This is a genomic window from Paralteromonas sediminis, assembly GCF_003820355.1.
GTDB classification, from domain to species: Bacteria; Pseudomonadota; Gammaproteobacteria; order Enterobacterales; family Alteromonadaceae; genus Alteromonas_F; species Alteromonas_F sediminis.
Window position 1 is genome coordinate 265,632 of record NZ_RPOK01000003.1, and the last position, 24,913, is coordinate 290,544.

Here is a 24,913-nt window from a genome sequence, read left to right on the forward strand (position 1 = left end):
TTTATTTCCTCATGGAAATATGGATGAAAAGATGCGCGTAAACCGATGGTCCCCAATTGGGACCGTTATTCGAGTTTCTTACACGCCAGCGTTAAATCGGATTTCAAACGCGTCGGCCATTCCCCTAAAAGCAGTGAAACAGCGGTAATGAAGCTCTAACCACCAAACCTGTTCTTTGAACATAGTCGGTCAAGTGGGCGCGAATTATACATGGGATGGCGACAAAAGCAACAGCAAAACAAAGTTTTCTTTATGGGTTTAGCGTGCTACAACCTATTGGTATAACAACAAAACACAATGCGTACTAAATTCACGGGAGCAACCTATGGCGAGTGGTTGGCTTGCAGCGCGAAAACGCGTATCTGAATTACTTGAACCTCAACAGCGTAATGACAAGCTGGGCGACCTGGTCGACTTCTTACTGGTCGTGCTCATTGTTACCAATGTACTGGCGGTCATGGCCTCGACTGTTAATAGCATAGACGCCCAGTATGGCCAGTGGCTGTTTGCGTATGAAGTATTCTCTGTTGGCATTTTTACTATCGAGTATGTATTGCGGGTGTGGTCTAGTGTTGAGCACGAAAACCCTGCCCTACCAAAGTGGAAAGCGCGGCTCTCTTATGCAACCAGCCCCATGGCCGTTATTGATTTGCTGGCGATACTGCCCTTTTATTTGAGCTTGTTCTTCAATTTGGACTTGCGCTTCCTGCGTATTATCCGATTAATAAGGGTCGCCAAGCTAGGTCGGTATTCCGGCGCCATGCAGTTGCTTTACGACGTATTTCGACGTGAATTTAAGGTACTAACCGCCGCACTACTGTGGTTGGTAGTGCTTATGGTGATTGCCTCCAGTGGTATATACCTCATTGAACATCAAGTACAGCCCGATAAGTTCGGCAGTATTCCGCAAGCCATGTGGTGGGCCATGGCTACCCTGACCACAGTGGGTTATGGTGATGTGACGCCCATTACCCCCCTCGGCAAATTTTTCGGTGGTACAATAACGGTCATTAGTATGGCCATGGTGGCATTGCCCGCCGGCATTTTAGCGTCGAGCTTTTCCGAGCAGCTGAGAAAGCGTCGAGACACATTTTCTGCCAAGGTTATAGAAGCGTTTGCTGATGGCGTGCTAAGCGCAAAGGAACTCCATGAGCTTGAGAAGTTACGCAAAACACTGGGCTTAGAAAGGCAAGATGCAGAAGCCTTGTTTAATCTTATTCAAAAGGAACGCACCACTAAACTAGTGAAAACCTGCCCTCATTGTGGCAAGTCGGTTGAGGGTCATGAGTAACCTTAGCAGGTTGCCAAAAAGTCACAGGCTATTCTGAACCGTTCATTGAATACAGTGGTAAAACGAGTAAGAAAGCGTAAATATACAGAAAAGTGCATACTGGCTTATACTTTAGGGGCATAAATCTGTTATGAATCCTGTCTTTAGGATACACTCAAACAGTAACTTATTTCGCTAGGTAATGATGAACACGGAATCTTCAACTCAAAACCTGTTGATTCAGGTAACACAAGTTCTTGAGAACCATGCCTCTTTGCTGGATGCGTACAGCGAACTTGAGCCTTTGATCCTAAACCTACTCGACGCCGAACGCATGAGTATTTTTCAGCGTCGGCGCCAGCATCAGGATTTGGTCGCGCGTTTCAAAACGGGCAAAAGTACTGTTGAAATTAAGGTCCCTATCAGCCCGCTCTCTGTTGCCGGCTATGTTGGCTTGTCGCAACGCCCTTTGGTAGTGGCAGACCCGTATAATGAAGAACTATTAAAATCGATTCATCCTCGCCTTCGGTTTAACCGAAAGTTCGACAAAGACAATAACTTCAAAACGAACAATATTCTTTGTGTGCCCATAATGAATGCAGACGTACTCATGGGCGTCATGCAGATCATCAATAAAAAAGGCGAAAACGAACTGGAAGGGTTCAGCCAGAAAGATTTGGAACTGGCTCACGAACTCACCCAGATTTTGGGTAACAAATTCCGTTATGAACTTGGCGGCACTAATGGCCCACTCGACTTCCTGGTACACACAGGCTCGATGTCAGAAAAAGCCGTCGCGGAGCTACTCGAAAGCTCAGACGATATGCGCACCATAGTGCAGCGTTTAATTTCAGAATTTCGCATAGCCGAACCGGTTATCGGCAACGCGCTGTCTATTCACTATCAAGTGCCTTTTATTGGCTATTTGCCCGACAAGTATCACCCTTATCAAAGTGAAAGCCGACTTAACGAATCTTATTTAAAGCGTAATTATGTTGCAGTAATTGCCGACGCTCACGATAAGCCCACCGTATTAATGGCCGAGCCGAATAACGCCAGCTTGTTAATGGAAATTGAAAGCGCACTGGGCATCGACAAGTACGAAATCGCAGTGGGCTTGCCTAACCACATATTGCAATACCTCGGTGGCGGCGGTGGCGGTGGCGGTGCCATGGGCGAGATGAGTGATATTCTCGACGAAATTGGCACGAGTAATGAAGAACTAGACGACCACGTTGATGAGATGTCTGATGACGCACCAGCCATTGTTCGCTTGGTGAGTCGTATACTGCATGACGCAAAGCGCACCAATGCTTCAGATATTCACATCGACCCAGAAAAAAGCGGCCCTACACGGGTAAGAATGCGTATAGACGGCGTGTGCCGCGATATCAATCAGGTGCCCGCATCGCACCATAGTGCAGTTATTGCCCGTATTAAAATTATGGCCAACCTGAATATTGCTGAAAAGCGAATTCCTCAGGACGGAAAGCTCGCTTTTAAAGCCAGCGGCCAGTTAGTGGAAGTGCGGGTAGCAACCATACCTACCGTTGCCGGTGAAGGCGTGGTCATGCGTATTCTTGCGTCTGGTGGCGCCATGCCGATTGAAAAAATGAACCTTGCTGAAAACAACCTAACCCGGTTGGAAAGCATGATCAAAAAACCCCACGGTATCTTGCTGGTAGTGGGGCCTACAGGTTCGGGTAAAACCACCACACTGCACGCTGTGCTCGGGTATTTGAATACGCCAGATAAAAAGATCTGGACGGCAGAAGACCCGGTGGAAATTACCCAGCCAGGCCTTCAACAGGTACAGGTTAGCCCCAAAATTGGTTTTACCTTTGCGCAGGCGCTCAGGGCCTTTTTGCGTGCCGACCCCGACATCATTCTAATTGGTGAGATGCGTGATAAAGAAACCGCGCACGCGGGTATAGAAGCCTCGCTAACGGGTCACTTGGTATTGTCTACGTTGCACACTAACTCAGCTCCCGAAACCATTACCCGTTTGCTCGATTTAGGCCTTGACCCGGTGAACTTCTCCGACGCCTGTGTGGGTATACTGGCTCAGCGTCTTATTCGTACCATTTGCCCAAATTGTAAAGAGCAATATGAGGCAACACCGGAAGAAGTCGCCTTTATTCACCGCCAATACGGCGACGAGTATATTCACGAGCTAAACCTGCCCTCCCCCCTTATGCTCACCCGCGGTAAAGGCTGTGAAGCCTGTGGCGACACCGGCTATAAAGGCCGAACAGGTGTACACGAATTATTGGGAATGACGCCAGAGTTACGGTCTTTGATCTATAAAGAAGAGTCGGTGTCAAAAATGAAAGACCAAGCCATGAATGACGGCATGCGTACCTTGGTGCAAGACGCCATTTACAAAGTGATTAAAGGCGATACCGACATTGCCCAAGTGCAAATTGTGAGTGGGGCTGAGTAAGCCAGCCCTGCTTTTAATAACTCATTGTGGTATTTCGATAGTATTGCTAAGCCTGTCACTAGCACACTAAAAAATGCCATATGCATGAGTGTGTCGGTCCCAAAAACCAAAACCAACTGAGTAAATAGCGCAGAAAGATGCGCCGGCATATTGGTTATCCCACTTAATATCAGCAACAAACAAACCGTCACCACAAGATGAGCCGACCGCTGGCTCGCTGTGGCTTGCGGCGTTAGTACATTAGCATCATTCATTATGTTCAACCTTGTTCACCTAAATAGACAACAAGAAGCTTAATGACTGCTGCGCAGCAGGTACAATTATTAAATTTAATAGTGGTATTAGTATTCCTTTAAACCGCGCCATGGATATGTGATTGACTATGAAGGCGGGCTAAACAACCAAGGAGACATGGTGGTAGAAGGCTATATTCAGTATTACCAGAACGGCACTCAACCGCCGTTTAGAGGCACATGGAGCCAATATCCAGACGATTCAGCACGACAATTATTTGAAATACAAAACCAAGATGGAAACTGGCAAATCTGATTTGATGGTAAATACATTCCTCAATAAAGCTAGCAACCTGACGCTTTTCGACTAGGGTTAAATCAAAAACCGGAGAACCCTATGCGTGAGCTTGCTGAGCAAAGAGAAGCGCGCTTTTTCTTTTTTACCGCCATTGCCTTCGCCACAATCGTAGTGGCAGGCTTTGTGATGTTCATCATAACCGGGCGCTCTACTTTCTCAGCGCCGTGGTGGGTGCACCTACATGCCGTCACCTACATGGCCTGGTTAGGCCTATACCTCAGTCAAACTTACTTTATCTATGCAGACAAACGCGCTAATCATCGCGTAATGGGGAAAATAGGCGCAGGCCTCGCCATATGGATGATAGTTAGCGGCGCTGTATTTCTGCCCTACACGGTGATGGTAGGCCGCACGCCGCCTTTTTTCACGCCTGCATTTTTTCTCGCCCTCGATGCCCTTAACATTCTCGTATTCGGACTTTTAATAACCTTAGGCCTATTCATGCGGCATAAAACCCATTGGCACCGCCGCCTTATGTTTGCCGCCACCTTATCCATTGGCACACCGGGCGTCGGCCGTATCGCACTGGTACTGGAAATAGAAGCCGCCATTGTTGTGTCTGCGGTAATGTTAGGTTTTTTATTGGGCGGCATGGTGTTCGACGGGATAAACAAAAAACGGTTTTACCCCGCCTATCTGGTAGGCCTTATCCCCATTATGGCAATGGGGCCATTAACAGAGGTATTGGCTAAGACTGCATTTATGGGTGAGGTGGTGAGTTGGTTGCAGTGAAGTTCCTCTGCTAAGCATCACGCATTAATTCTGACTTAGCAACGAATTCACTAGGGCAAGAACCCGTTTGCGTTTTGAACACTGTGCTGAAATATGAAGGATTACTAAAGCCGCATTCGTAAGCTACATCTGTCACTGTAAACCCTTCTAAAAGTTTCGCCTTTGCCATCGACACTCTGTACGCCTTGAGGGTTTCAGTGAAGCTCTTGCCCACTACTACCTCCAGTTTTCTATTAAGTTGTCTTTCACACACGTTTAGATTTGAAGCACATTTACTCCTGTTAAAATCGGGATCGCACGCGTATTTTTCAAAGCATGCCCTTAACCCAAGGTAAAACCTTTGATCCTTTTCTCTGGCAAGTTTAGGAACCCCTTCCATAAAATCAAATCCACAGTCGTTGTCGATAGAATCAGATATGGCTGCACGCATTTTTTGGTTTAATACGATACGATTCTTAACTTGTTTGAAAAGAATATCGCGATTAAATGGTTTTAGTATGTATTCATCGACTAGTGCATCATGGCCAGTCTTAATTGATTTCTTGTCATTCATACCTGTGACAATAAACACAGGGATATGAGTAAGCATTTCGTCCGCGCGTATAAATTTAGCCACATCTATGCCTGATTTAAGCGGCATTTTGTAATCAGTAATGACCAGATCAGGCATTAAACGTGAGACAGCATTAATCGCGTCTTTGCCATTCTTCACCAGATAACAATTAAATTCATTTTTAAACAGATTATGCAAGAACTCTCTGAGTTCTTCGCTATCTTCTGCTATGAGAAGAATAGGTTGGTTTTCTTCGAATTCTGGTTCGCAAACGTATACATGAGAATCATTTTTTAACGAATCATCTTGTTTTTCTTTTTCGTAAGCCGTCTCAGTATCGCTGCTTGGTTTTAGCACGGCTGGAAGGATAACTTTAAATTCAGCACCTTTCCCGGGCTCACTGCTAACTTCGATGAATCCTGAGTTAGCTTTGACCAATTGCTTAACAAGCGACAATCCTAAACCAATACCCTTTTCATGCTCTGCATTCTCTAAACGGGTAAATTTACCAAACATCATCCTAGCTTCGCTTTGCGTTAAACCAGGCCCCTGATCTTTTACACTTAGCATAACAAAGTCGTTCTCTTTCCAAACTTTAACCACAATTTCAGATGTGTCTGGCGAATATTTCACCGCATTAGAGATGAGATTGTAGAAAATTTGCTGCAACGAATCCTGGTAAAGCGTGATGCTCCCTTTGGCATTGCATTTTAATGTGAGGTGCTGGCACTTTTGTTCCGCTAGCGGCTTTAAGCTTTCAACCACATAGGTAGCGGTAGAATTGATATCGTAACTGTGACTTGGGATTTCCCTAATACAGCTTAAGCGTTCAATTTCCAATAATTGTTCAACTAGGCAAGTGACCCTCTCTGCATTGCGATTTACTATCTCAAACTGCTTCTTAGAATCTTCATCCTTGAGTTTGTCTACTATTGTTTTTAGGGGTTCGGTTACTAATGTGAGCGGCGTTCTGATTTCATGGGAAATATTGGCCATTAATGACTGCTTATGAGCAAGAAGTCGTTGCAACGAATCACTGTTATCCTTTAGAGCGACTACTTTGTTCCTTGCTGACTTTTCCCCATGTGCTTTTGCTCCAGATACATTTCTCAAATAGATATAAAAACCGATTGAAAAGACTATGATAATTAGCGCTACATAGACGAATAGTGCTTCATTGGTAAGATAAAAAGGTGGTAGTACGGTTATTTTATATCTCGTAATTGGTTGTTCGATCTCAAATCGTTTATCGACCGCTTTTACTTCCAAAACATAGGTGCCAAATATCAAATTTGAGATGCTAATAGTTTCAAGAGATGACTTTGATTCTGTCCAGTTTGAATTAAAGCCGACTAGTCTATAGGCGAAATGCTTTCGGTCACTATCCAACGGCCCAGAAACTGAGAATTCCATGTTTAAAAGGTCCTCATTAGAGGCAAGGATTAAGTGGGGCATTTCGTTTGTTATATAATTTATTCTATTAATAGTATTTTCAATTTTTTTGCTCTGTGGGTTTAAGATCCCCATAGCTTGAAGCTTGACCACTGAATGAGACAGAAAACCTGAGGAGAATAGGTCGCTTAAATAGTCATTTTGAAAAACATACCCAAGCGTATCACCGAATATTATCGTAGTATTCTCATGACTAATAACTGAGTTATATTCAAAATCATAATCAAATACGCCGAACTCTTGAGCCAACTGAGCAGACGTTTCCTCTTTTAAATTTACTAAATACAGTCCATTGTTAGTTGAAACAGTAATTGAGTGAGTCATCAATTCTGCTGCTCCTCTTATGAACGTCGGGTTAAACCAGTTGAGTCGTTTCAATTCTTGTGTGGTTTTGTTTACAACTAATAATCCATTCCCATCAGAACAAAGAATCAAGGTGTTCATATACTCTATGAGGCAATTAACATGTCTGTTGGTGATGAGATTGTTTTCTGTCAGCACTTTTACAGCGCCATCATGGGATATAGTGAAAAGACCTACACCTCTAACAGTGAAATAATCTGCATCCCTCCTTTTGAAATAATCTAGAATATCCCCCTGAAAGATAGGTATATTCTTTCCATTAACCACTTTATATATTTCTTTGTGGACAGCATCATAGGTTATTGTTCCGTCTGATACTTTTTTTCCAGTTAATGATTTAACTTGTGTAATGTTATGATTATCCAAGTCATAAGATTGTCCATCTGAGGAACCAAGTGAATATATAGAATTATTCCCGTTTTTGGCTTCAAAAAAAACTTCATTGCCTTTTTTGAAACTAGAGTCTAAATCAAACATGTAGCTGAGTGAGCCAGAACGCATAGGAATGAAAACAAGGCCTGTCTTTCCTGTTGAAGTATAGATATTTCTCTCGCGATCAACTTCAAGTCCAGTGTATGAACTGCTCTTAATATTATCTGTTAAATAATTAGACGCTTTCACCTCAAAAATTGATGCCTTTTGAAGATTTAGGCTATAGATACCATTTGCAATAAAAAATACCTCTTCATCCTTCGCCAAAATTTCAAAAACTCCCCCTATTTCTGAACTCCCCGGAACTTTGATAAAACCTGGTTCAACATTAGAGATGTATAAACCGGAATCTGAGCCAGCAACCCAATGAGTTGTCGTAGCCGCAACACTCAAAATTTCAGAAGCACCATCGAAATACTCTTCAATCGTATACGTCTGTAAAGAGAAATTCTTTAAATTGATTTCTAAAACACCACCTTTACCAACTCCTAGGAACACGGAGTTTTCATTGTATGCCATGGACGTAATAGTTATCTGACGAAAAGCACCAACTAAGCTTTGAAGATCAAACATTATTTCCAATGAAATTGGATCGAGAGCGTAAAAATTATTTATTGTAGTAAGAAAAAGGTAGTTACTATTTTTCCCAATATCCCATGTTCTGTGTAGGTCCTGAATTTCTAGTTTTAGCTTGCCTGAGATACACCCTTTTCTTTTGTCAAACTCATAAATGCCAGAACTGTATGAGTTAACTAATGCAATGTCGTTATCAATGTCTAGAATATCAGTTACAGAAGCAATTGCTTCCATACTCTCACAACTGATAATTCTCTTTTGATAAGCACCGACCATTTTGAACAAACCATTTTCAGCACCAATCATAAGGTCGTCATCAATTAATTTAATTGACCAAACTATACCGGTAGGATGATTATCTATTTTTGGGAAATTGGGAAACGGAAGGCTTAGATTTGCCCCCGCAGGCCTAGCGTATGGGCCAACAATTATAAAGATCAAGACAATATTGATTAATTTCTTCATTTTACGTCCCTGTGTCCTTTTTTGAAAAGCTTCGTAGACCTTAAAGCTCAATACTATTAATGACTTTCTAACTAATAAATGGAGCAAAATGTGAAAGACACTGAAAGACACTATCTAGAACAACTCTCTGAAAAAGAGCTGACACAAGTAGTTGGTGGAGCTGCTAATCCTGTATTGCCTCTTCCATATGAAGCAAGTTCATACCCTGATCAACCTAAAAGGCCACCTTATTTAAAAGAGAACCTAAAATGACAGCGCTGTCTGCAATTCACTTAAAGAATCTAGCATAGCAAGCAAAACTGTGTAAATAATAAACAATTATTACATATTCAAACCAACTGACAACGCATCCCCGCGTTGTCAGCAGCTTGTTGGTCATAAATATAATCCCCAACATATATCAGGTTTTCCGGCGCTATCGACCACATTTCCGCAATTTGTAATAGGGCCGTGGGGTCGGGTTTGGCCGGGGCATCTTCGCGGGTGAGTACCACGTCCATTGAAATATGGTTATTACTCAGTTTAATCTCGGTGGCTTGTTTACAGTTGCGGGTAACCAGCCCCACAGGCAACTTGGCTTGTGCCACCTGCTTTAACATTACCTCTCCAATCGGCAGCATTTTGGCGTTGTAGGCGTCGTCCATCTCTTGCTGCAATACTATGTCTTGCGCTTTCGCTTTCTCATCGGGACAAGCAATATTGTCGATAAAGGTGAGAATGTCTTCATTGGGAGGGCAGCCGATTTCGGCACGCATTTTGGCAAAGTCGAGTGAAGACTCTACCAAGGTGCCATCAAGGTCAAAAATAACACCTTTGATATTGGTTAAATCAAGCATAAACGAAGTGTCCACCTGCATCTTATTTGTTGTGCCTGTAAGTGAATACGCAGCCTAGCCGGTCAGGATTAGCGCGTTTTACCATTTGTGATACATTAGTGGCAAAAAAGAATTATGCAGTTATGACTTTTCAGCGACGGATACGCCAGCTTCACAAAATTCTCACTTTCGCGGTATTTGCCCAATTGCTGTTGTGGATGCTCAGTGGCCTGTATATGACAGCCGTACCCATTGATATTGTGCGCGGTAACCATCTAGTTGAGCATGCTAAGCCCAAAATGCTGGCTACCGACAGGGTTGTTCCTGTGTCTTCACTGGCTACGCGCTACAGCGAAATTCAGTCGGTTCACTTGTTTTCGGTATTACATACTCCGGTGTACAAGGTGATCACGTCAGAGGGGCCAAGTTTGCTGAATGCTTTAACCGGTGAGCCTATGCCCCCCATCAGCCAAACAGAGGCTGAGTCAGTCGCCCAAGCAGCCTACACAGGTGACGCACCCTTAGCGGATACAAGTTTATTGACCGAGCCTGAACAGGCACCCGAAGCGGGCGGTAGGCCTTTCCCCCTGTGGCAAATTGCCTTTGATGACGTTTTTCACACTACCTTTTATGTGTCGGCGAGCGAGGCGAATATCGTGGCAGTGCGCAGTGATATTTGGCGCGTGTTCGACTTTTTGTGGATGCTGCATATTATGGACTACGACGAGCGTTCCGATTTTAATAACCCGCTTGTTATCTTAATGTCATCCATTGGCTTGTTGGCCATAGTGAGTGGCCTGCTGTTGATTGCGAATGGCATGAAGAAAGGCGGCATAAAATCGATCGTAAAATAGCTTTTTACACTAACAACAATAATCACGATAACAACGACCTAACGAGGAAAAAATGAAACGACAAATTCTTGCGACAGCCTCTGTAGTCACCCTGTTAATGGGTTGCACGCAGGCTCCCGCCCCAGAACCAGCTCCAGCGCCTAAGGAAGAAAAGACTTCACTGGTGTACCCGGTAACCAAAACCGTTGATCAGGTTGATGACTATCACGGTGTGAGCGTAGCCGACCCTTATCGCTGGTTGGAAGACGATGTGCGTGAGTCAGAAGACGTTGCCAACTGGGTAAAAGCACAAAATGCCGTTACCCGGGCTTATCTTGAACCGTTAGATACGCGTCAGGCAATTGTCGACAAGCTCACCGAGATTTGGAATTACGAGAAATACACCACGCCAGAATTGGTGGACGGCAAGCTGTTTTACCGTAAGAACGACGGGCTGCAAAACCAGTATGTACTCTACATGCAGGATGAAAAAGGCGGTGAGCCGGTTGAACTGATTAACCCCAACAACTGGTCTGAAGATGGCACCAAAGCGCTGTCTGATGTGGTGGTTAGCCCCAACGCTAACTACTTAGCGTACAGCATTCAGGAAGCGGGCTCTGACTGGCGTACTTGGAAGGTAATGGACTTAAACACCTTAGAAACCTTAGAAGACGAAGTAAAATGGGTGAAGTTTAGCTCTGTGTCGTGGAACCAAGACGAGTCGGGCTTTTTCTACACGCGCTTTCCTGAGCCTAAAGAAGGTGAAAAGTTTCAGAGTCTAAATATGAATGCAGCGGTTTATCACCACAAGCTGGGTAACGCGCAAAGTCAGGACAATGAAATTTACAGTAACGCTGAGCACCCCGACTGGGGCTTTTTTGCCAATACGTCTGATAACGGTCGCTGGCTGGTGATCACAGTGTGGAAAGGTACAGACAGCCGTTATCAAGTATTGGTAAAAGACTTACAGGACGAAAACAGTCAGCCTGAGTACCTGGTAGAAGGCTTTGATTATGAATATACATTCTTAGGCAGCCGTGGTGACACCGCCTATTTCCAAACGACTAACAATGCGTCTTTAGGCCGTGTAGTCGCGAAAGATTTGAACAACTTAAGTGGCGAATGGCAGGAAGTGGTTCCTGAAATCGAAGCGACCTTGGGTGATGTGGCACTGACAAAAACGCAAATCGTGGCGCACTATATTGAAGACGCTAAGTCAGCCTTGTATACCTTTGATGAAGCGGGCCAAAAGACCGCCATTGCCCTGCCCACCATTGGTCAGGTTGGCAGCTATACCACCAGCCAAAGCACAGATACCTTCTATTATTCTTTTTCTAGCTTCAACTACCCCAACACTTCCTTTAAGCACGACCTGAGCACAGGCACTGCCGAGGTGGTTAATGCACCAAACGTAGCGTTTAACCCTGAAGATTTCGTTGTGAAGCAGGTGTTCTATACCTCTAAAGACGGTACCCGCGTGCCCATGACTATCAGTCATTTAAAAGACGTAAAACCAAATGGTGACCTGCCCACCTTATTGTATGGTTACGGTGGCTTTAACGTGTCGTTATTACCGCGTTTCTCGTTAACCCGCTTGGCGTGGATGATGATGGGTGGTGTGTATGCCCAGCCTAACATTCGCGGTGGCGGTGAATACGGCAAAGAATGGCACCAAGCGGCCGTTAAGTTAAATCGCCAAAATGCGTTTGACGACTTTATTGCCGCGGGTGAGTATCTGATTGAAGAAGGCTATACCAACAAAGACAAACTGGCGGTATGGGGTGGCAGTAACGGTGGCTTGTTAGTAGGCGCAGTCGTTAATCAGCGCCCGGACTTGTTTGAAGCGGCTTTACCTGCAGTGGGTGTTATGGACATGCTGCGCTTCCAACTATTCACCGCTGGCCGTTATTGGGTTGACGACTTTGGAAGTTCAGACAACCCTGAAGAGTTTAAGGCCCTGTATGCCTACAGCCCTTATCACAACATTCAAAAGGGCGCTGAGTACCCAGCTGTGTTGGTGCTAACTGCCGACACCGACGATCGGGTAGTACCGGGGCACAGCTTTAAATACATTGCAGCCCTTCAGGCCGCACAAGGGGGTGACGAACCCGTGTTGGTGCGTATTGAGTCCGCAGCAGGGCACGGTGCGGGAACGCCTACTGCCAAAACCATAGAACAATACGCTGACATGTGGGCTTTCCTTGCAGAAGAGCTCGACATGGAAAGCCGTTTGTAACTTATTCGTGTAATAAAGAAATAAAACCGCTGCCTTAATAAGCGCAGCGGTTTTTTTTATTTAGCCTCAGGGCTGAGTTCCAACAGTTCTCGTCGGCCGCCCACAAATTGCGATGCCAAGATTTGCCCATTTTTTATATCACTGATCAGCATTATGTCTTTATTAATCGTTGAAATGTGTTGCAGCTCATTTGTATTTAATTGATAACGCCACAGCTGGTCTTGCATGTCGATACCGTACAAATAGCTCCCTTCCAACAGTGCATTCTTACCTACTAACTTATTACTGATTGTAGGCAGTGCTTTCCTACCCTCGCCTGAAAGCAACCAGAATTGCTTTTGATAGTCCGCATACAGAATGGTGCCGTCTTCGATATACGCGGCCCACATCACGTTACTTACCTGCAAGTCTTTCACCTCTGCGGTTTGCATATCAACCTGAAACAGTTGCGCTTTTTGCGTTTGCGTTGAGGTTACCAGCATGTGATTGTGTTGTGTCCACGGCATCAGTACAAACACAGGAATCATAGTGTTAAGCACCTGATAATCACCGTTAAGTTTAACCACAGCGAGTTGATTGTTGAGGTTTACCACTATTCGACGGCCATCAGGAGACCAACTGAATAAGGAGCCATATATGCCATTCTCAAACTGGGTTAGCTGATAACTTTTATCACCATCAGCAATCCATATCTGTGCATGACCGGAGCGATATGACACATAGGCAATTAACTCGCCACCTGGCTGAAATCGGGCATTAATATCGGTTGAAGTAGAGCGGGCAAAAAAATCGAGTGTTGTTTTATCATTGTCGAGGGTTAACACACCCACATCGTAATTTTGCACGCCATGGGTCACTGCTATTTTGTTTTCTGTTGGGTGATGCCTGGGCATACTCAGGTCGTTTTGAAATACAGTGTTTATTGGGTTCAACTCACCTTCAAGGTCGAGCCGATAAATCCTGCCATTGACTTCGGTAAGAAAGGACTCGCCATCAGGCGTAAAACGAATTGGAAAACGGTCATACACTGACTGATAGGCCTTTCGCTGAATTGTCGCAAGAGATTGTATTTCGCCGTCTGGCGTGAAGGTGAGCAACCGATGCTCATGGCTATCTAACAACATCACCACAGCAAGCAACTCTGTTTCTCTGGCGTAATCTAAGGCATAAATGTCACCTTTCTCGGCTAACTCAAGCGTGTTTGCCTGATTAGCTATAGGGTCATATATCATCACATTGGGGCTGCGTTGAGCGCCGTCGGCATAATACAGCATGGCGATGCGTCCATCGTTCATCCATGTGGGGTGTGTTGTTTCTGTGTCGGCGCAGTCATAACGCAATTGATTTTGTCCATTGCCGTTCCATGCCTGTGCAAAATCCAAGGTTTGTAATTGCCAGCACAGGGTGTTTTGTTCAATCACATCTGCGCAAGTAGACTGTTTTATAAAGGCCAACTGTGTGCCATCCGTCGACCAGCTAACCTGACCGTAAGTACCCGGCTCTGTGCTTAAGCGTACCTCTTGACCGTTATTGAGATCTTTTGCCCATAGGTGGCTTTCGCATTGACCAACAAAACGATTAAAAACCAAATACTTGCCATCAGGGGAATAGGCAGCATTATACTCCTGCTCATCACTGGCAGTTAATGGCGTGACCTGGTCATACAGTTGCGGTATAGGCCAGAAAACCCAAACCCCCACCAGCAACATGACAAACATAGGTATAGCCAATAGCCAATTCCGCCTAGCAGAACCTTTATCTGGCAGAGACTCTGTTTGCGACGCTGCAACGTTTGACTCTTCCCAGCGCACATTGGCTTCAAGGCTATAACCTTTTTTTGCATGTGTTTTTATGAATGCCTGTTGCTTGCTGTCGTCGCCAAAGGCTTTTCTTAGCTGCGCGATAGCACGTTGCAACGTATTGGGCCCCACTACGCTGTTGGCCCAAACCAGGGCCATAAGCTCATCATGGCTCACCACTTCACCGGCGCGGGACGCCAAAACCGCTAGCACCTTTAAAGCTTTCGGCGGCAAATGTGTAGCTTGCTCTTGGTGGTGTATCTGATTGCGGGTTATGTCTATGTAGTAATTATTAACCCAGAACTGTTGCGCCATATGTGCTTAAGGTAACCGTGGTAACTCTGCTGAAAGCTTACCGCTCTTTTAGCGGCTTAAAAAGCTGAATACGAATAAATCAGCTAAACGTCAGCTTTTTTTCAAGTAAGTCAGGTATGCAATGGGCATATTGCAAGCAAGCGTAAACTGCATGAACAAGGTGCAAAACAATGAATACAGTAACCATGCTTTTGTGTACGGCAACACTATTGATGACGTCTACAGCAATAAAGGCAAGCGAGGCATCGGCTTTTCACATAGCCCGAACGCAAACCATTAAGATTAAGCACAAAGAATTCGACCGCGACTATGCGTTATATATCAAACTGCCAGAGGATTATCACAAAAAGACTGACTCACATTACCCTGTTATTTATACCACTGACGCAGAATGGCATATGGATTTATTGTCTGGTGTCACGACCTACATCATGCCCAATGTCATCATTGTCGGCATATCCTGGCAACAAAATATGAGCGAGACCGTGGATTATGGGGACGTCAGGGCGTTTGCCAGCCGATTTCGTGATTACTCATTTATTGAATCAGACAAACCAAAAGTACAAAAGAAGTATCAGTTTGGAAAAGGCGCAGAGCACCTCACCTTTATTCGTAACCACATTATGCCATTGGTGGCTAAAACCTTTCGCGTAGATCCCACCAACCAAACGTATCTGGGCTATTCGATGGGCGCAGAATTTGGCGCCTATATATTGTTGGCACAACCAGAAACCTTTGATAACTACATACTAGGTAGCCCTTCTGTCGATGAAAAAAGCATTGCTTACCTCGATGCATTGGAAAAGCAACATACGCAGCAGCACGCCTCACATCACTCCAATGTTTTTCTTTCTATAGGCGCGTTAGAGCACAACGCCATGGATGCAACCAAACAATTAGCCTCTATCATTCGTCGCAAAGGACCATCACCCAGAACACTAACCGGCCTTGAAATTATCAATGACGCCGACCATACCACTGCCGTGCCCGATACGTTCACAAGCAGTATCAAGTGGCTATCGACATTAAGCAGCAACTGACTTTTTAAACAGAATCAATAAGGAAAATATCGTGCAAATCTTAAAAAATAAGGCGCTTTGGATTACGTCATTTTTAATTATTGGGCTGTGTCAGGCTGCCCTTGCCCAGCAACTAGCACCAACAGCCACACCTGAAGAAGCGAAAATCACTCATTGGCAAATGCCTGCCATTGGCCGTGGTTTCATGGAAATCCCAGAGCTTGAAACTGCCTACATTAACCCTCAACCCACGGCGCATGATGACGGCATTGAGGTGGGCAAACTGAGTGACTATGTGAATGATACATCTGCTGTCATTAGGCTCGCAAAAGAGATGGCAGAAGGCCAACATGGCAGTTATGACAGTTTACTCATCTCGCAAAACGGAAAGCTCTTATTTGAATCTTATTTCAAGCGAGGACGCATTGACTTGCCTCACCCCCAATCCTCTGCTGGTAAAGCCTATATCGGCCTGACCTTGGGACGAGCGATTCAGAAGGGTTATTTGAGCATGTCTGATCTGGACAAGCCAATCGTGCACTTTTTTGATCAACTACAACCTGAGAAGTTTGTTGAGGGTGTTGAAACTATAACGCTGCGAAAAGCGTTAACCATGCGTGGCGGCCTGCAAATAAGTGATGAAGCCAGAGAAGCTTTGAATACCAGAACCGATTTAAAAGGACAGGCTTTTGTACAATACCTGTTTGAACATACCGCGCCGGTCACACCAGCATCCCAGGCATTTTCCTACGGAAATTATAACCCGTCTCTCGTATTGCATGTTGTTGATGCCCTCGTTCCCGGTTCAGTTTGGGCATTTATTGAGAACGAGTTAATGGCAAAGATGGGTATAAAAAACTATGACTTGTCACGCAATAGCGCCAGCCGGCTGCCCGATCAGTGGAGTATTACGTCAAGAGCTATGGTCAAAATTGGACATTTAGTCAGAAATAAAGGCGTGTGGAACAATGAACAGCTCATACCTTCAGCGTTTATTTCCCAGACTATTGATAGAGTAGTATTAACTGGTGACGAAAGTATCTTCGGTGGCGGAAAGAGCGTTAGCAACCAAGGATACGGCTACTTCTGGTGGGTAACTGATATTGAATTCAACGGCAAACACTACTATGCAACATCAGCACAAGGTGGTGGCGGCATGTATATACTGCGAATAAATGAACTTGATTTACAAATTGTCACCACTGCACATCACCGCAATGATGCCACTCAACAAGTGATAGCTGAACATCTTCTTCCTGTTTTTGTGAAGGCAACAAGGCGGTAGACATAAGCAACATAGGAAAACCTTGTTTGTAATAATTATTTACATCTGAAATGTATGATATATTTAACATTGAGTATATTATTTATTTCATGAAGTCAGATTTAACAAACAAAGGTATCAATTGATGATCGCGTTCAGAGAGAAAAGCCTGTGGGTGTCGTTACTCATTACTGTAGTAATCGCCACTATTTACGGTGACAACATCTATTATTTTTTAAAAGCAGGACAAAGCGCAGATCCGCAAGCTGTGGCTGCTTTGATAACTCGTGTGGTCATCGCATTTATAGTATTAGAAGTGGTGTTACACATCGCACTAGCAATGGGTGAGCAAGAGAATGCCAATTTGCCCGAGGATGAACGTGAGCGCAATTACCGTTTGCTTGCTAATAACATTGGCTATTGGGTTCTTTCAATCGGTGTTATAGGCTGTGTTTTGCAACAAATGGCTAATAGCTATATAGAGGCACAAGCGTCTTATCCAGCCTTTTTATCATCCCCCATTGAATTGAAGCTCGTTGTAGTATTTTGGGTATCAGAGGCTGTGAGATTTGCCACAGAGATCTATTATTATCGCAAGGAAAGCTGATGTCTGCGCAGTATAAAATCACTAACACAATTAAGACACTACGCTTCTTTGCCAACGAAATGACACAACAAGAGCTCGCATCCAAAGTGGGCGTCACACGCCAGACGATCATGGCGATTGAAAAGGGGAAATACTCCCCTTCTCTTGAAGTGGCATTTAAAATCGCACTTGTATTTGGCCGACCATTTGATGAGGTATTTGCCTACGAGAAGATCACCGATTAAAAATTCTTGATTCTGGCTAAGGCTTTGCGTAAGAGTGACATTGGCATATTGAAATGGGCCTGCTAACGAGCCCTTCGCTGATACACTGCACCTTTACTAGCATAAGCTAACGCAGGTAAAGGTGCGCATTGGATAAATTAATTTAGAACTCCTGTGACGTGGGTCTCAGTACAATTTCGTTAATATCCACATCATCAGGTTGTTCGATAGCGTAGGCTATTGCACGCGCGACTGAATCTGCTGGGATCGCATAGTTTTCATAAAAGTCATTAACAAACGCCGCACTGTCTTTGTCAGATGAGCCGTGTTTCAACTCGGATTCTACAGCACCAGGCTCAATGCTTGTGGTGCGAATATTTCCCCCCACTTCATGACGCAAGCCTTCGCTGATTGCCCGCACAGCATATTTAGTGCCACTGTAAACAGTGCCGCCTGGGCTGAACACTTTAATGCCAGCCACTGATGAAATATTGATGAAGTGACCTGATTTTTGTTCTTCGAACAACGGTAAGGCTGCTGCTACACCATATAACACGCCTTTGATATTGATATCAATCATACGGTCCCACTCGTCTGTGCGTAAGGCTGACATGGGGGCAATCGCCATCAATCCGGCGTTATTAACCATTACATCAATTTTTCCAAATGTATCTACAGCGTGCTGAACCAAGGCGGAAACGTCATCTTTTTTCGTTACATCGGTAGTGAGAAAAGAAGCGTCGCCGCCTTCGGCTTTAATTGCTTCAACAATCTTGCTCAACTTGTCTTCTCTGCGCGCACCTATCACTACTTTTGCGCCCAAAGACGCCAAGTGTTTTGCAGTTTCTTCACCAAGCCCGCTACTACCACCGGTAATAACAACCACTTTATCTTGAATGTTTTTCACTGTTTGCTCCTAATTTATTCGTCGAGTTATCAACTATTTGTTCCGTTATTGCTTCAGTTGCTTCACTAAAGCTTTTCCTACACCGTGAGCACTGGCAGGGTTTTGTCCTGTAATCACCCTGCCATCTTCAATGACGTGTTCACTCCAAGGCTGCATTTTGCTGTACTGTCTGGCGCTACGAGCTAATTTCTCTTCAAGCAGGTAAGGAATGTGATCAATGGTGCCAAAATCAATTTCTTCTTCACGTGTAAAGCCTGTCACTTGCTTACTCGCCAACAGGCTCTCACCGTTAGACAAGGTTATTGGTAGTAATCCTGCCGGGCCATGACACACAGCGGCTAATACCCCACCCTTTTCATAAAGTGAGGCAGCTAAACGTGCGAACTCTGCGTTGTCGGCCAAATCGGAAAGCAACCCAAATCCGCCGGGGTAAAAAATGGCCGCATATTTTTCAATGTCAACCTGACTGACTGGCAGCGTGCTATTAATGCGGTTACTAAAGCTTTCACTATTTAGAATGCGAAGATTTACATCATCGCCTTCCACATCGGTGCCGTAAAGTGGTGCTTTCCCCCCCTCAATAGAAGCAATGTCGTAGTTAATGCTCGCTTCGTTGAGCACCGAAATGACGTGTGTAATTTCAGGCGAATAGGTGCCATTCGCTTGATCTGTTTCGCCAAGCGTTGCGTGATTTGTCACCACAATAAGTACGTTTTTCATTTCAAGCTCCTTCAGTACTGGGTTGAACAATGTTTACTGTAAAAAATGCATTCTAGTTTATTTCCATTGAGTGATAATTACCCATATCATAGAAACACTATTTCCTTATAGAAATAATAATTACTATGAATGACTTTGAGGGCTTGGTTGAATTTATCGCGGTAGCGGAATGCAAAGGCTTCACTAAAGCGGCCCAACAGCTCAGATGCAGTACAAGCCATGTGAGCAAACAAATGGTGAAGTTAGAGCAACGACTGGGTGTTGCTCTGCTTGCCAGAACCACGCGTGTTGTAAACCTGACTCGAGAGGGTGAGGTTTATTATCATAAAGCACGGGATTTATTGAATGGCTTGCATCAGGCAAACGACGCGATTGGAACAGAACAGCAAAAGCTTACGGGCACACTGAGAGTAAGCGCTGCGGGTACCTTTGCTGAATCATTTCTAGCATCGGCATTGATTGAATTTGGCCAGCAACATCCTGAACTTAATATTCATCTTATTTTTGATAGCAAATTAATTAACTTTGTTGATGAAGGCTTTGATTTTTCTGTTCGCGTAGGCCTGCTAAAGGACTCAGGTCTGATAGCTCGCAAGCTGGTTGATCGCTCCGTTATGCTTGTCGCGAGCCCAGACTATTTGGCACGTAAGGGCACGCCTAAAACACCGCACGATCTTAAGCAGCACGACTGCATTGTGAACAATGACACGTGGAATTTCTCTACGGAAAATGGCATTGAAAGTGTGAAACTGGAGCCACGCTTCAAGAGTAACAATGCCAGTGTCATGACCCAAGCGTGTTTAAATGGGTTTGGGATCACCTATCTGCCCAAAAGTAATTTTCGTGATGCGATAGAAAAGGGCGACTTAGTGCCCATCATGGAGCCTTATTGGCTAAAGGACATCAGCAGTTGGATCGTGTACCAAAACAGGCAGTACCTGCCCGCTAAGGCCCGTATTACCATCGACTACTTACTGGCGTATTTTGCGGATTGGCAGGAATAGGTCTGACGTCTATACAAAACACAAAGGTGCCACCAGCGGTATCTTGACAAAAGGTTTGGCGACACGAAAAAAGATTACGTGTCTGCTACACTCTTGGCAATGTCAGCATTCGCATAACAGTCTAAAGGTTGGATTTATGCAAACGATTGAGCGACTAAGGACTAATGGTTAATTTGTATGCAAATGAAAGGGGTACTTTTAAGTTGGTGGGCACCTTACCGTAGGTCGCTATTGCCGCCCCCACTCCTTTCCCCCCATTTCTACCAACCGAGACGCGGCTCGTTGAAAGGAAAAGGCGAGATCATTGGCGGACGATAATTGTGCCAGTGACACGCCAATTCGACCCGTCGCCGACCACTCATAATATTCCCCCTCTTTGGTGCGAATCATGGTCGTCGCAAAGGAACTCGAGTTCCCCCCCTTCTCACTGACAATCAATTCTCCATCTCCATCACTGCTTTCGACGTGCGCTTCAAAATCGACAAACAATTCGTCGAGCGGCACTTGTGCCGACAGCACCAAGCGGGTGCGAGATTCATAACACGCGTCAATGAGAGTCACGAGCCGTCGCGCTTCGTTGAGGTGATTGGCATCCAGTTGGGGGACGTGTTCCACGATGATGACCGGAAATCGGCAGCAAAGGGAAATATAATCGGCTGCCCCGAGCGGTTGGTGGCACAGCTCGGAAAAGTCAAACCAAGCGCACCGGTCATTCAATCGGGCGACCTGTACGTTGCGACCAAAGAGGACAGGAATGGTCTCGACCTCAGTTCCAGATGCAGTGATACCAAATATTTCTTCCAACTGCGCCTGTACGTTGTTATTGCTATTACTATCGCCATGAACATCCTTGTTTGACCAAAAATAGGATTGACCATCCGCTCGAGTTTCGAGTCGATAATCCTTCGTGGAATCATCCATGGAAATAATGTCGAACGTGTTTTTTAACATGTCTATGAATGGCAAAAACAGTGATCGGTTAATTCCTCCCTCATACAAGGCATCGGGGGAGCGATTCGAAGTGGCCACCACCACGACATTCCAATCCAATAATAATCTAAACAGTCGTTTCAAAATCATGGCATCGGCAACGTCTGTTACTTGGAATTCATCGAAACAGAGGAGTTGGGTTTCTTGTGCCAATTGCTGAGCAATGACAGGAATCGCATCATCTCGTGGGTTCTTCTGTTTGTAGACAAAGATTCGATGATGGACGTCTAGCATGAATTCATGAAAGTGGACGCGGCGTTTGGTTATAGAAACAGAAACCGACGCGTAAAAGAGATCCATTAGAAAGCTCTTACCGACCCCGACCGGGCCATGAATATACATACCTCGCGGTGGTGGACCAAAAGACCACAAATGGAACTTTTTTCGAAGAAAAGACTGAGCGGGTGCCAAGGATCGTGCCAGTAACCGTAACAGTGAACTGCTGTTCTTAAAGCTGCTCTCTGTCGGTTCGTAGTTACGTACTGGTACTGATGGGAGCGAGTTAAGAGACTCGTGCAGGGCATCGAGCTTTGCCGCCAGGGCGACTTGCGCAGCATCTCGTCGTACCTCCCCCGCATCCACCTTGCGTTCATATGCTGCTGTCACGGGACCTGTCGGGGTGGACCGCCGAGCGACGCGATGTTGTGCAGCCATATGTTTCTTCACCTATTTCATCATGGACCTGATGAATTTATCAACATGGTGGTTTGGTACGCTAGATTTCTGTTTGGGTATCAAATGAATTTGTAATAGAGACTCAAGTGAAAAATATAAATCAAAATAGCCTTATTGTGGGACGTGCTTTACATATTGTTATCTATCTAATGTTTTTTAAGGATTGAAAGTCTTATATTTTTGTCTATTAATCAACTTTTCCCACATAATTAAGCTTTCAAGACAAGCGTCTCCTAAAAGAGCCTCATGACCGCAATTGGCACAAAGCTCCAACTCCAAATAGCAGAACTGATAGCCTCCGCTAACCTTTTAGCCTTCATGTGAGCTTGTATTTAAACCGAACTTAAATTCCACAACAAAAAAACCGCCACCTTACAACGGGTGACGGTCTTCTATACATCTGATCTGTGTATTCATGTGCGAACAAAAGTTCCAAACACTATGCTCTGGCTTACAACGTCCCCTTTATTTACTTACCTTTAGACTTTGCAAATCTATTGCTCAGTCAGCATCAACTCAATTCATGGCCCAAGCGATCCAGAGCACTTAGCAAGCGACCACTGGCTACTTCCATATCTTGGAGATGTGACGCAGCTCTGTCAGGATTGCCACTGCTGATAGCATTCAGTGCTGCTGCACCTTCTGAGTGTACTTTGGTATTAGGGCCATCTAGTTCGCGGAATGCAGACTTAGTGGCGATGGGCGTTCCCGCTTGCGCACTCATCCAGCGTCCAAGAGAGCCTGAAGAAGGGCTAAAGAAATCATCTGAGGGGCGGCTAGTACGCCCACATACCGCAGAATACACAGTACCCTTCCAAGCAATGTGATCAAGCTTCGCCGACTGCACAACGGATAACGCAGAAGACTGAGCTAGGTTTGATTGCATAACATTACAACGACTGACAATTTCTTCGTAACTGCCGTTTAGCGACTCTACGCCACTTGATAAATGCTCATTGTTTTCCTGCAACTCACCCACAGCGTCTACAGCCACTCGCGTTGACTGAATAATCTTTTGAACCAAGTCAGCCACTTCACTGGCAGAGGTATTAGTTTCTGTAGCCAGCGCCCTTACTTCGTCGGCAACCACGCTGAAACCGCGACCCGCATCACCGGCTCTGGCAGCTTCAATGGCTGCGTTAAGCGCTAGCAGGTTAGTCTGATCAGAGATACTGGTTATGGTGCTTACAAATTTGTTGATGTTATCTGCTGTTTCACTCAGACCAGAAATACTCTCGTTCATTTGCGTCATGCGCGTACTTAAAGTTTCCATGTTCTTTGTGATTTCTTTTAACGAGGTGCCTGAAATATCGAACAGGCTACTCATATTATCTTCACCGTCACCCATTTGGTTGACACTGGCCTGAACAGACTCCTGAATACCGCGTATTTGCTGAAGTGTGTCGAGCATATTATTGATCAATGCCTGGTTATCAGTGCCACCAGCAACATCTTGCTGCTCGTGAAGCGCTTCTTCAAGGGCCATTTTTTCGTGTTCAAGCTCGTCGATTCTTGACTGTAATTCTGCGTTTCTGCGAATCTGCGTGTCGAGCTCTGCTTCTTTTGCTTCAAGTGAAGATTTCAAAACCAGCATTGATATAACTCCAAAGGATGTATTTATAATTTACTAATTTGTATGAGGTTATCGGCAACAGGGTATTTTTCTCTAGCAATAAGCGTAGCCTATAATTGAAAATGCACCAGAAATCTCTATCCATAAGCTCTGGGTTTTGCCCCATTGTTTTCCGCTACCGCTCTCTCAATAAATTGCCTGATAATTTGCTGACATTGTGCCGGATGCGACATGAACGGCGCATGGGCTGCATCAGCCAAAATAACACTATCTGACTGTGGATGTAACGCATGAATTGGATCGATAGCACTGGCTGGGATTAAGGTGTCACGTCGGCCATAAATACGCAATGTCGGACACAAAATTCTGCTTATTTGGCCTCTAATATCAGCACTTTGCAGCAAGCCTAGACCTTTTTCCAATGCTACTGTACTTGGTTCAGGTAATTCAGCCATCGCCGTTCGCAACGCTTTTATGTCTTGTTTCGCCGTTTGGCTACCCATTGCCTGAATGGCAAGAAAACGCTCAACGGTGCGGCTGTAACTCTTTGTTAATTGTGTTGTAAACAGGCTCATCACTTCAGGCTTAATGCCCGGCCATCCTGCCTTTTGCATAAAATAAGGGGTAGTGGCTATACCTATAAGGCCCAGCGTTTTATCGGGGTAATTAAGTGCAAACTGCTGTGCTATCAGGCCGCCCAGCGACCAGCCAATCATTATCCCTTTGTTTTCAATGACGCTGGCCAATTGCTCACAGATACTGTCAAGCGTGTAGTCAGCTGGCAAATTATTGTAATTTTCACCAAAACCGGGCAGGTCTATAGTAGTGATGCGATAGTGCTGACGTAAGTGCGGGATAAAAGCGTCAAAAGCTTTACTATTTGTGCCCCACCCATGTAACAAAAACAGATCCAAGCCCATTCCTTCAGTACGGGTTTTTAGCGGCATGGAAGTGATACTGTCTTGCATATGCAACTTCTCCTGTGTTCTTACTATGATGCACCGCTTTAACGTTTTTCACCAGCATTGTTTATTGTGCTCTCATGTAAGCTCAGCATTGTTTTGTGATGTGTGTCA

The 24,913-nt window shown here is 44.9% G+C and carries 20 protein-coding genes; 12 read left to right on the forward strand and 8 right to left on the reverse strand.

What is annotated here, in order from left to right:
* Positions 1–325: 325 nt before the first annotated feature.
* The 4 genes from DRW07_RS10335 (at position 326) to DRW07_RS10345 (ending at position 5,036) form a co-directional block, all read left to right on the forward strand.
* Positions 326–1,291, forward strand: a complete 966-nt coding sequence (locus tag DRW07_RS10335) for an ion transporter (RefSeq protein WP_124027844.1) — start codon at positions 326–328, stop codon at positions 1,289–1,291.
* A 184-nt stretch (positions 1,292–1,475) separates the two neighbouring features.
* The gene (locus DRW07_RS10340) at positions 1,476–3,713 is read left to right on the forward strand and encodes a GspE/PulE family protein (protein ID WP_124028172.1); all 2,238 of its coding nucleotides are present in this window, start codon (positions 1,476–1,478) and stop codon (positions 3,711–3,713) included.
* Positions 3,714–4,085: 372 nt separating this feature from the next.
* Complete coding sequence (locus tag DRW07_RS18325) at positions 4,086–4,262, forward strand: hypothetical protein (RefSeq protein ID WP_165870469.1); 177 nt, start codon at positions 4,086–4,088, stop codon at positions 4,260–4,262.
* An 81-nt stretch (positions 4,263–4,343) separates the two neighbouring features.
* Complete coding sequence (locus tag DRW07_RS10345; protein WP_124027845.1) at positions 4,344–5,036, forward strand: hypothetical protein; 693 nt, start codon at positions 4,344–4,346, stop codon at positions 5,034–5,036.
* A gap of 10 nt (positions 5,037–5,046) precedes the next feature.
* Here the strand turns inward: DRW07_RS10345 and DRW07_RS10350 are convergent, their stop codons facing one another.
* Positions 5,047–8,877, reverse strand: a complete 3,831-nt coding sequence (locus DRW07_RS10350) for an ATP-binding protein (RefSeq protein ID WP_124027846.1) — start codon at positions 8,875–8,877, stop codon at positions 5,047–5,049.
* Positions 8,878–8,967: 90 nt separating this feature from the next.
* On the opposite strand from DRW07_RS10350, the gene DRW07_RS10355 reads away from it, so the two are divergent.
* Positions 8,968–9,129 (forward strand): bacteriocin, encoded by a 162-nt coding sequence (locus tag DRW07_RS10355; protein WP_165870470.1) that lies wholly within the window; start codon positions 8,968–8,970, stop codon positions 9,127–9,129.
* Between the two features lie 77 nt (positions 9,130–9,206).
* Here DRW07_RS10355 and DRW07_RS10360 read toward each other — a convergent pair whose 3' ends face one another.
* Positions 9,207–9,734, reverse strand: coding sequence for an HAD family hydrolase (locus DRW07_RS10360; RefSeq protein ID WP_124027848.1), 528 nt, complete (start codon positions 9,732–9,734; stop codon positions 9,207–9,209).
* A 20-nt stretch (positions 9,735–9,754) separates the two neighbouring features.
* Between DRW07_RS10360 and DRW07_RS10365 the strand changes: the two genes are divergently transcribed.
* Both DRW07_RS10365 and DRW07_RS10370 read left to right on the forward strand, forming a co-directional pair.
* Entirely contained in the window at positions 9,755–10,546 is a 792-nt protein-coding gene (locus DRW07_RS10365) for a hypothetical protein (RefSeq protein ID WP_124027849.1), read from the forward strand.
* Between the two features lie 52 nt (positions 10,547–10,598).
* A complete protein-coding gene (locus DRW07_RS10370) occupies positions 10,599–12,761 on the forward strand; it encodes a prolyl oligopeptidase family serine peptidase (protein ID WP_124027850.1) in 2,163 nt (720 codons plus the stop codon).
* Between the two features lie 56 nt (positions 12,762–12,817).
* Here the strand turns inward: DRW07_RS10370 and DRW07_RS10375 are convergent, their stop codons facing one another.
* Complete coding sequence (locus tag DRW07_RS10375; RefSeq protein ID WP_124027851.1) at positions 12,818–14,875, reverse strand: winged helix-turn-helix domain-containing protein; 2,058 nt, start codon at positions 14,873–14,875, stop codon at positions 12,818–12,820.
* A 170-nt stretch (positions 14,876–15,045) separates the two neighbouring features.
* On the opposite strand from DRW07_RS10375, the gene DRW07_RS10380 reads away from it, so the two are divergent.
* The 4 genes from DRW07_RS10380 (at position 15,046) to DRW07_RS10395 (ending at position 17,989) form a co-directional block, all read left to right on the forward strand.
* Entirely contained in the window at positions 15,046–15,915 is an 870-nt protein-coding gene (locus tag DRW07_RS10380; RefSeq protein ID WP_124027852.1) for an alpha/beta hydrolase, read from the forward strand.
* Positions 15,916–15,946: 31 nt separating this feature from the next.
* Positions 15,947–17,179, forward strand: a complete 1,233-nt coding sequence (locus DRW07_RS10385) for a serine hydrolase domain-containing protein (protein ID WP_124027853.1) — start codon at positions 15,947–15,949, stop codon at positions 17,177–17,179.
* A gap of 124 nt (positions 17,180–17,303) precedes the next feature.
* Positions 17,304–17,765: a hypothetical protein gene (locus DRW07_RS10390; RefSeq protein WP_124027854.1), complete on the forward strand. Its 462-nt coding sequence runs from the start codon at positions 17,304–17,306 to the stop codon at positions 17,763–17,765.
* Positions 17,765–17,989, forward strand: a complete 225-nt coding sequence (locus DRW07_RS10395; RefSeq protein WP_124027855.1) for a helix-turn-helix transcriptional regulator — start codon at positions 17,765–17,767, stop codon at positions 17,987–17,989. Before DRW07_RS10390 ends, DRW07_RS10395 begins: the two co-directional genes overlap by 1 nt.
* A 142-nt stretch (positions 17,990–18,131) precedes the next feature.
* Here the strand turns inward: DRW07_RS10395 and DRW07_RS10400 are convergent, their stop codons facing one another.
* Together DRW07_RS10400 and DRW07_RS10405 are read right to left on the reverse strand one after the other, a co-directional pair.
* A complete protein-coding gene (locus tag DRW07_RS10400; protein ID WP_124027856.1) occupies positions 18,132–18,875 on the reverse strand; it encodes an SDR family oxidoreductase in 744 nt (247 codons plus the stop codon).
* A 45-nt stretch (positions 18,876–18,920) separates the two neighbouring features.
* Positions 18,921–19,595, reverse strand: coding sequence for a type 1 glutamine amidotransferase domain-containing protein (locus DRW07_RS10405; RefSeq protein WP_124027857.1), 675 nt, complete (start codon positions 19,593–19,595; stop codon positions 18,921–18,923).
* Positions 19,596–19,720: 125 nt separating this feature from the next.
* Here DRW07_RS10405 and DRW07_RS10410 point away from each other — a divergent pair, with 125 nt between their 5' ends.
* Complete coding sequence (locus DRW07_RS10410; RefSeq protein WP_124027858.1) at positions 19,721–20,599, forward strand: LysR family transcriptional regulator; 879 nt, start codon at positions 19,721–19,723, stop codon at positions 20,597–20,599.
* Positions 20,600–20,827: 228 nt separating this feature from the next.
* Here DRW07_RS10410 and zapE read toward each other — a convergent pair whose 3' ends face one another.
* From zapE to bioH, 3 genes are all read right to left on the reverse strand, one after another.
* Positions 20,828–22,243 (reverse strand): cell division protein ZapE, encoded by a 1,416-nt coding sequence (gene zapE / locus DRW07_RS10415; protein ID WP_165870471.1) that lies wholly within the window; start codon positions 22,241–22,243, stop codon positions 20,828–20,830.
* Between the two features lie 532 nt (positions 22,244–22,775).
* Positions 22,776–23,858: a methyl-accepting chemotaxis protein gene (locus DRW07_RS18525; protein WP_124027859.1), complete on the reverse strand. Its 1,083-nt coding sequence runs from the start codon at positions 23,856–23,858 to the stop codon at positions 22,776–22,778.
* Positions 23,859–23,974: 116 nt separating this feature from the next.
* A complete protein-coding gene (gene bioH, locus DRW07_RS10425) occupies positions 23,975–24,805 on the reverse strand; it encodes a pimeloyl-ACP methyl ester esterase BioH (RefSeq protein WP_124027860.1) in 831 nt (276 codons plus the stop codon).
* Between the last annotated feature and the right edge of the window lie 108 nt (positions 24,806–24,913).

What these genes read in the sequence shown, in the direction of transcription:
- zapE (WP_165870471.1), bottom strand. Translation starts at nt 22,243, where the DNA reads ATGGCTGCACAACATCGCGTCGCTCGGCGGTCCACCCCGACAGGTCCC.
- DRW07_RS10380 (WP_124027852.1), top strand. Translation starts at nt 15,046, where the DNA reads ATGAATACAGTAACCATGCTTTTGTGTACGGCAACACTATTGATGACG.
- DRW07_RS10350 (WP_124027846.1), bottom strand. Translation starts at nt 8,877, where the DNA reads ATGAAGAAATTAATCAATATTGTCTTGATCTTTATAATTGTTGGCCCA.
- bioH (WP_124027860.1), bottom strand. Translation starts at nt 24,805, where the DNA reads ATGCAAGACAGTATCACTTCCATGCCGCTAAAAACCCGTACTGAAGGA.
- DRW07_RS10405 (WP_124027857.1), bottom strand. Translation starts at nt 19,595, where the DNA reads ATGAAAAACGTACTTATTGTGGTGACAAATCACGCAACGCTTGGCGAA.
- DRW07_RS10410 (WP_124027858.1), top strand. Translation starts at nt 19,721, where the DNA reads ATGAATGACTTTGAGGGCTTGGTTGAATTTATCGCGGTAGCGGAATGC.
- DRW07_RS10345 (WP_124027845.1), top strand. Translation starts at nt 4,344, where the DNA reads ATGCGTGAGCTTGCTGAGCAAAGAGAAGCGCGCTTTTTCTTTTTTACC.
- DRW07_RS10395 (WP_124027855.1), top strand. Translation starts at nt 17,765, where the DNA reads ATGTCTGCGCAGTATAAAATCACTAACACAATTAAGACACTACGCTTC.
- DRW07_RS10370 (WP_124027850.1), top strand. Translation starts at nt 10,599, where the DNA reads ATGAAACGACAAATTCTTGCGACAGCCTCTGTAGTCACCCTGTTAATG.
- DRW07_RS10340 (WP_124028172.1), top strand. Translation starts at nt 1,476, where the DNA reads ATGAACACGGAATCTTCAACTCAAAACCTGTTGATTCAGGTAACACAA.
- DRW07_RS10390 (WP_124027854.1), top strand. Translation starts at nt 17,304, where the DNA reads ATGATCGCGTTCAGAGAGAAAAGCCTGTGGGTGTCGTTACTCATTACT.
- DRW07_RS10375 (WP_124027851.1), bottom strand. Translation starts at nt 14,875, where the DNA reads ATGGCGCAACAGTTCTGGGTTAATAATTACTACATAGACATAACCCGC.
- DRW07_RS10360 (WP_124027848.1), bottom strand. Translation starts at nt 9,734, where the DNA reads ATGCAGGTGGACACTTCGTTTATGCTTGATTTAACCAATATCAAAGGT.
- DRW07_RS18525 (WP_124027859.1), bottom strand. Translation starts at nt 23,858, where the DNA reads ATGCTGGTTTTGAAATCTTCACTTGAAGCAAAAGAAGCAGAGCTCGAC.
- DRW07_RS10335 (WP_124027844.1), top strand. Translation starts at nt 326, where the DNA reads ATGGCGAGTGGTTGGCTTGCAGCGCGAAAACGCGTATCTGAATTACTT.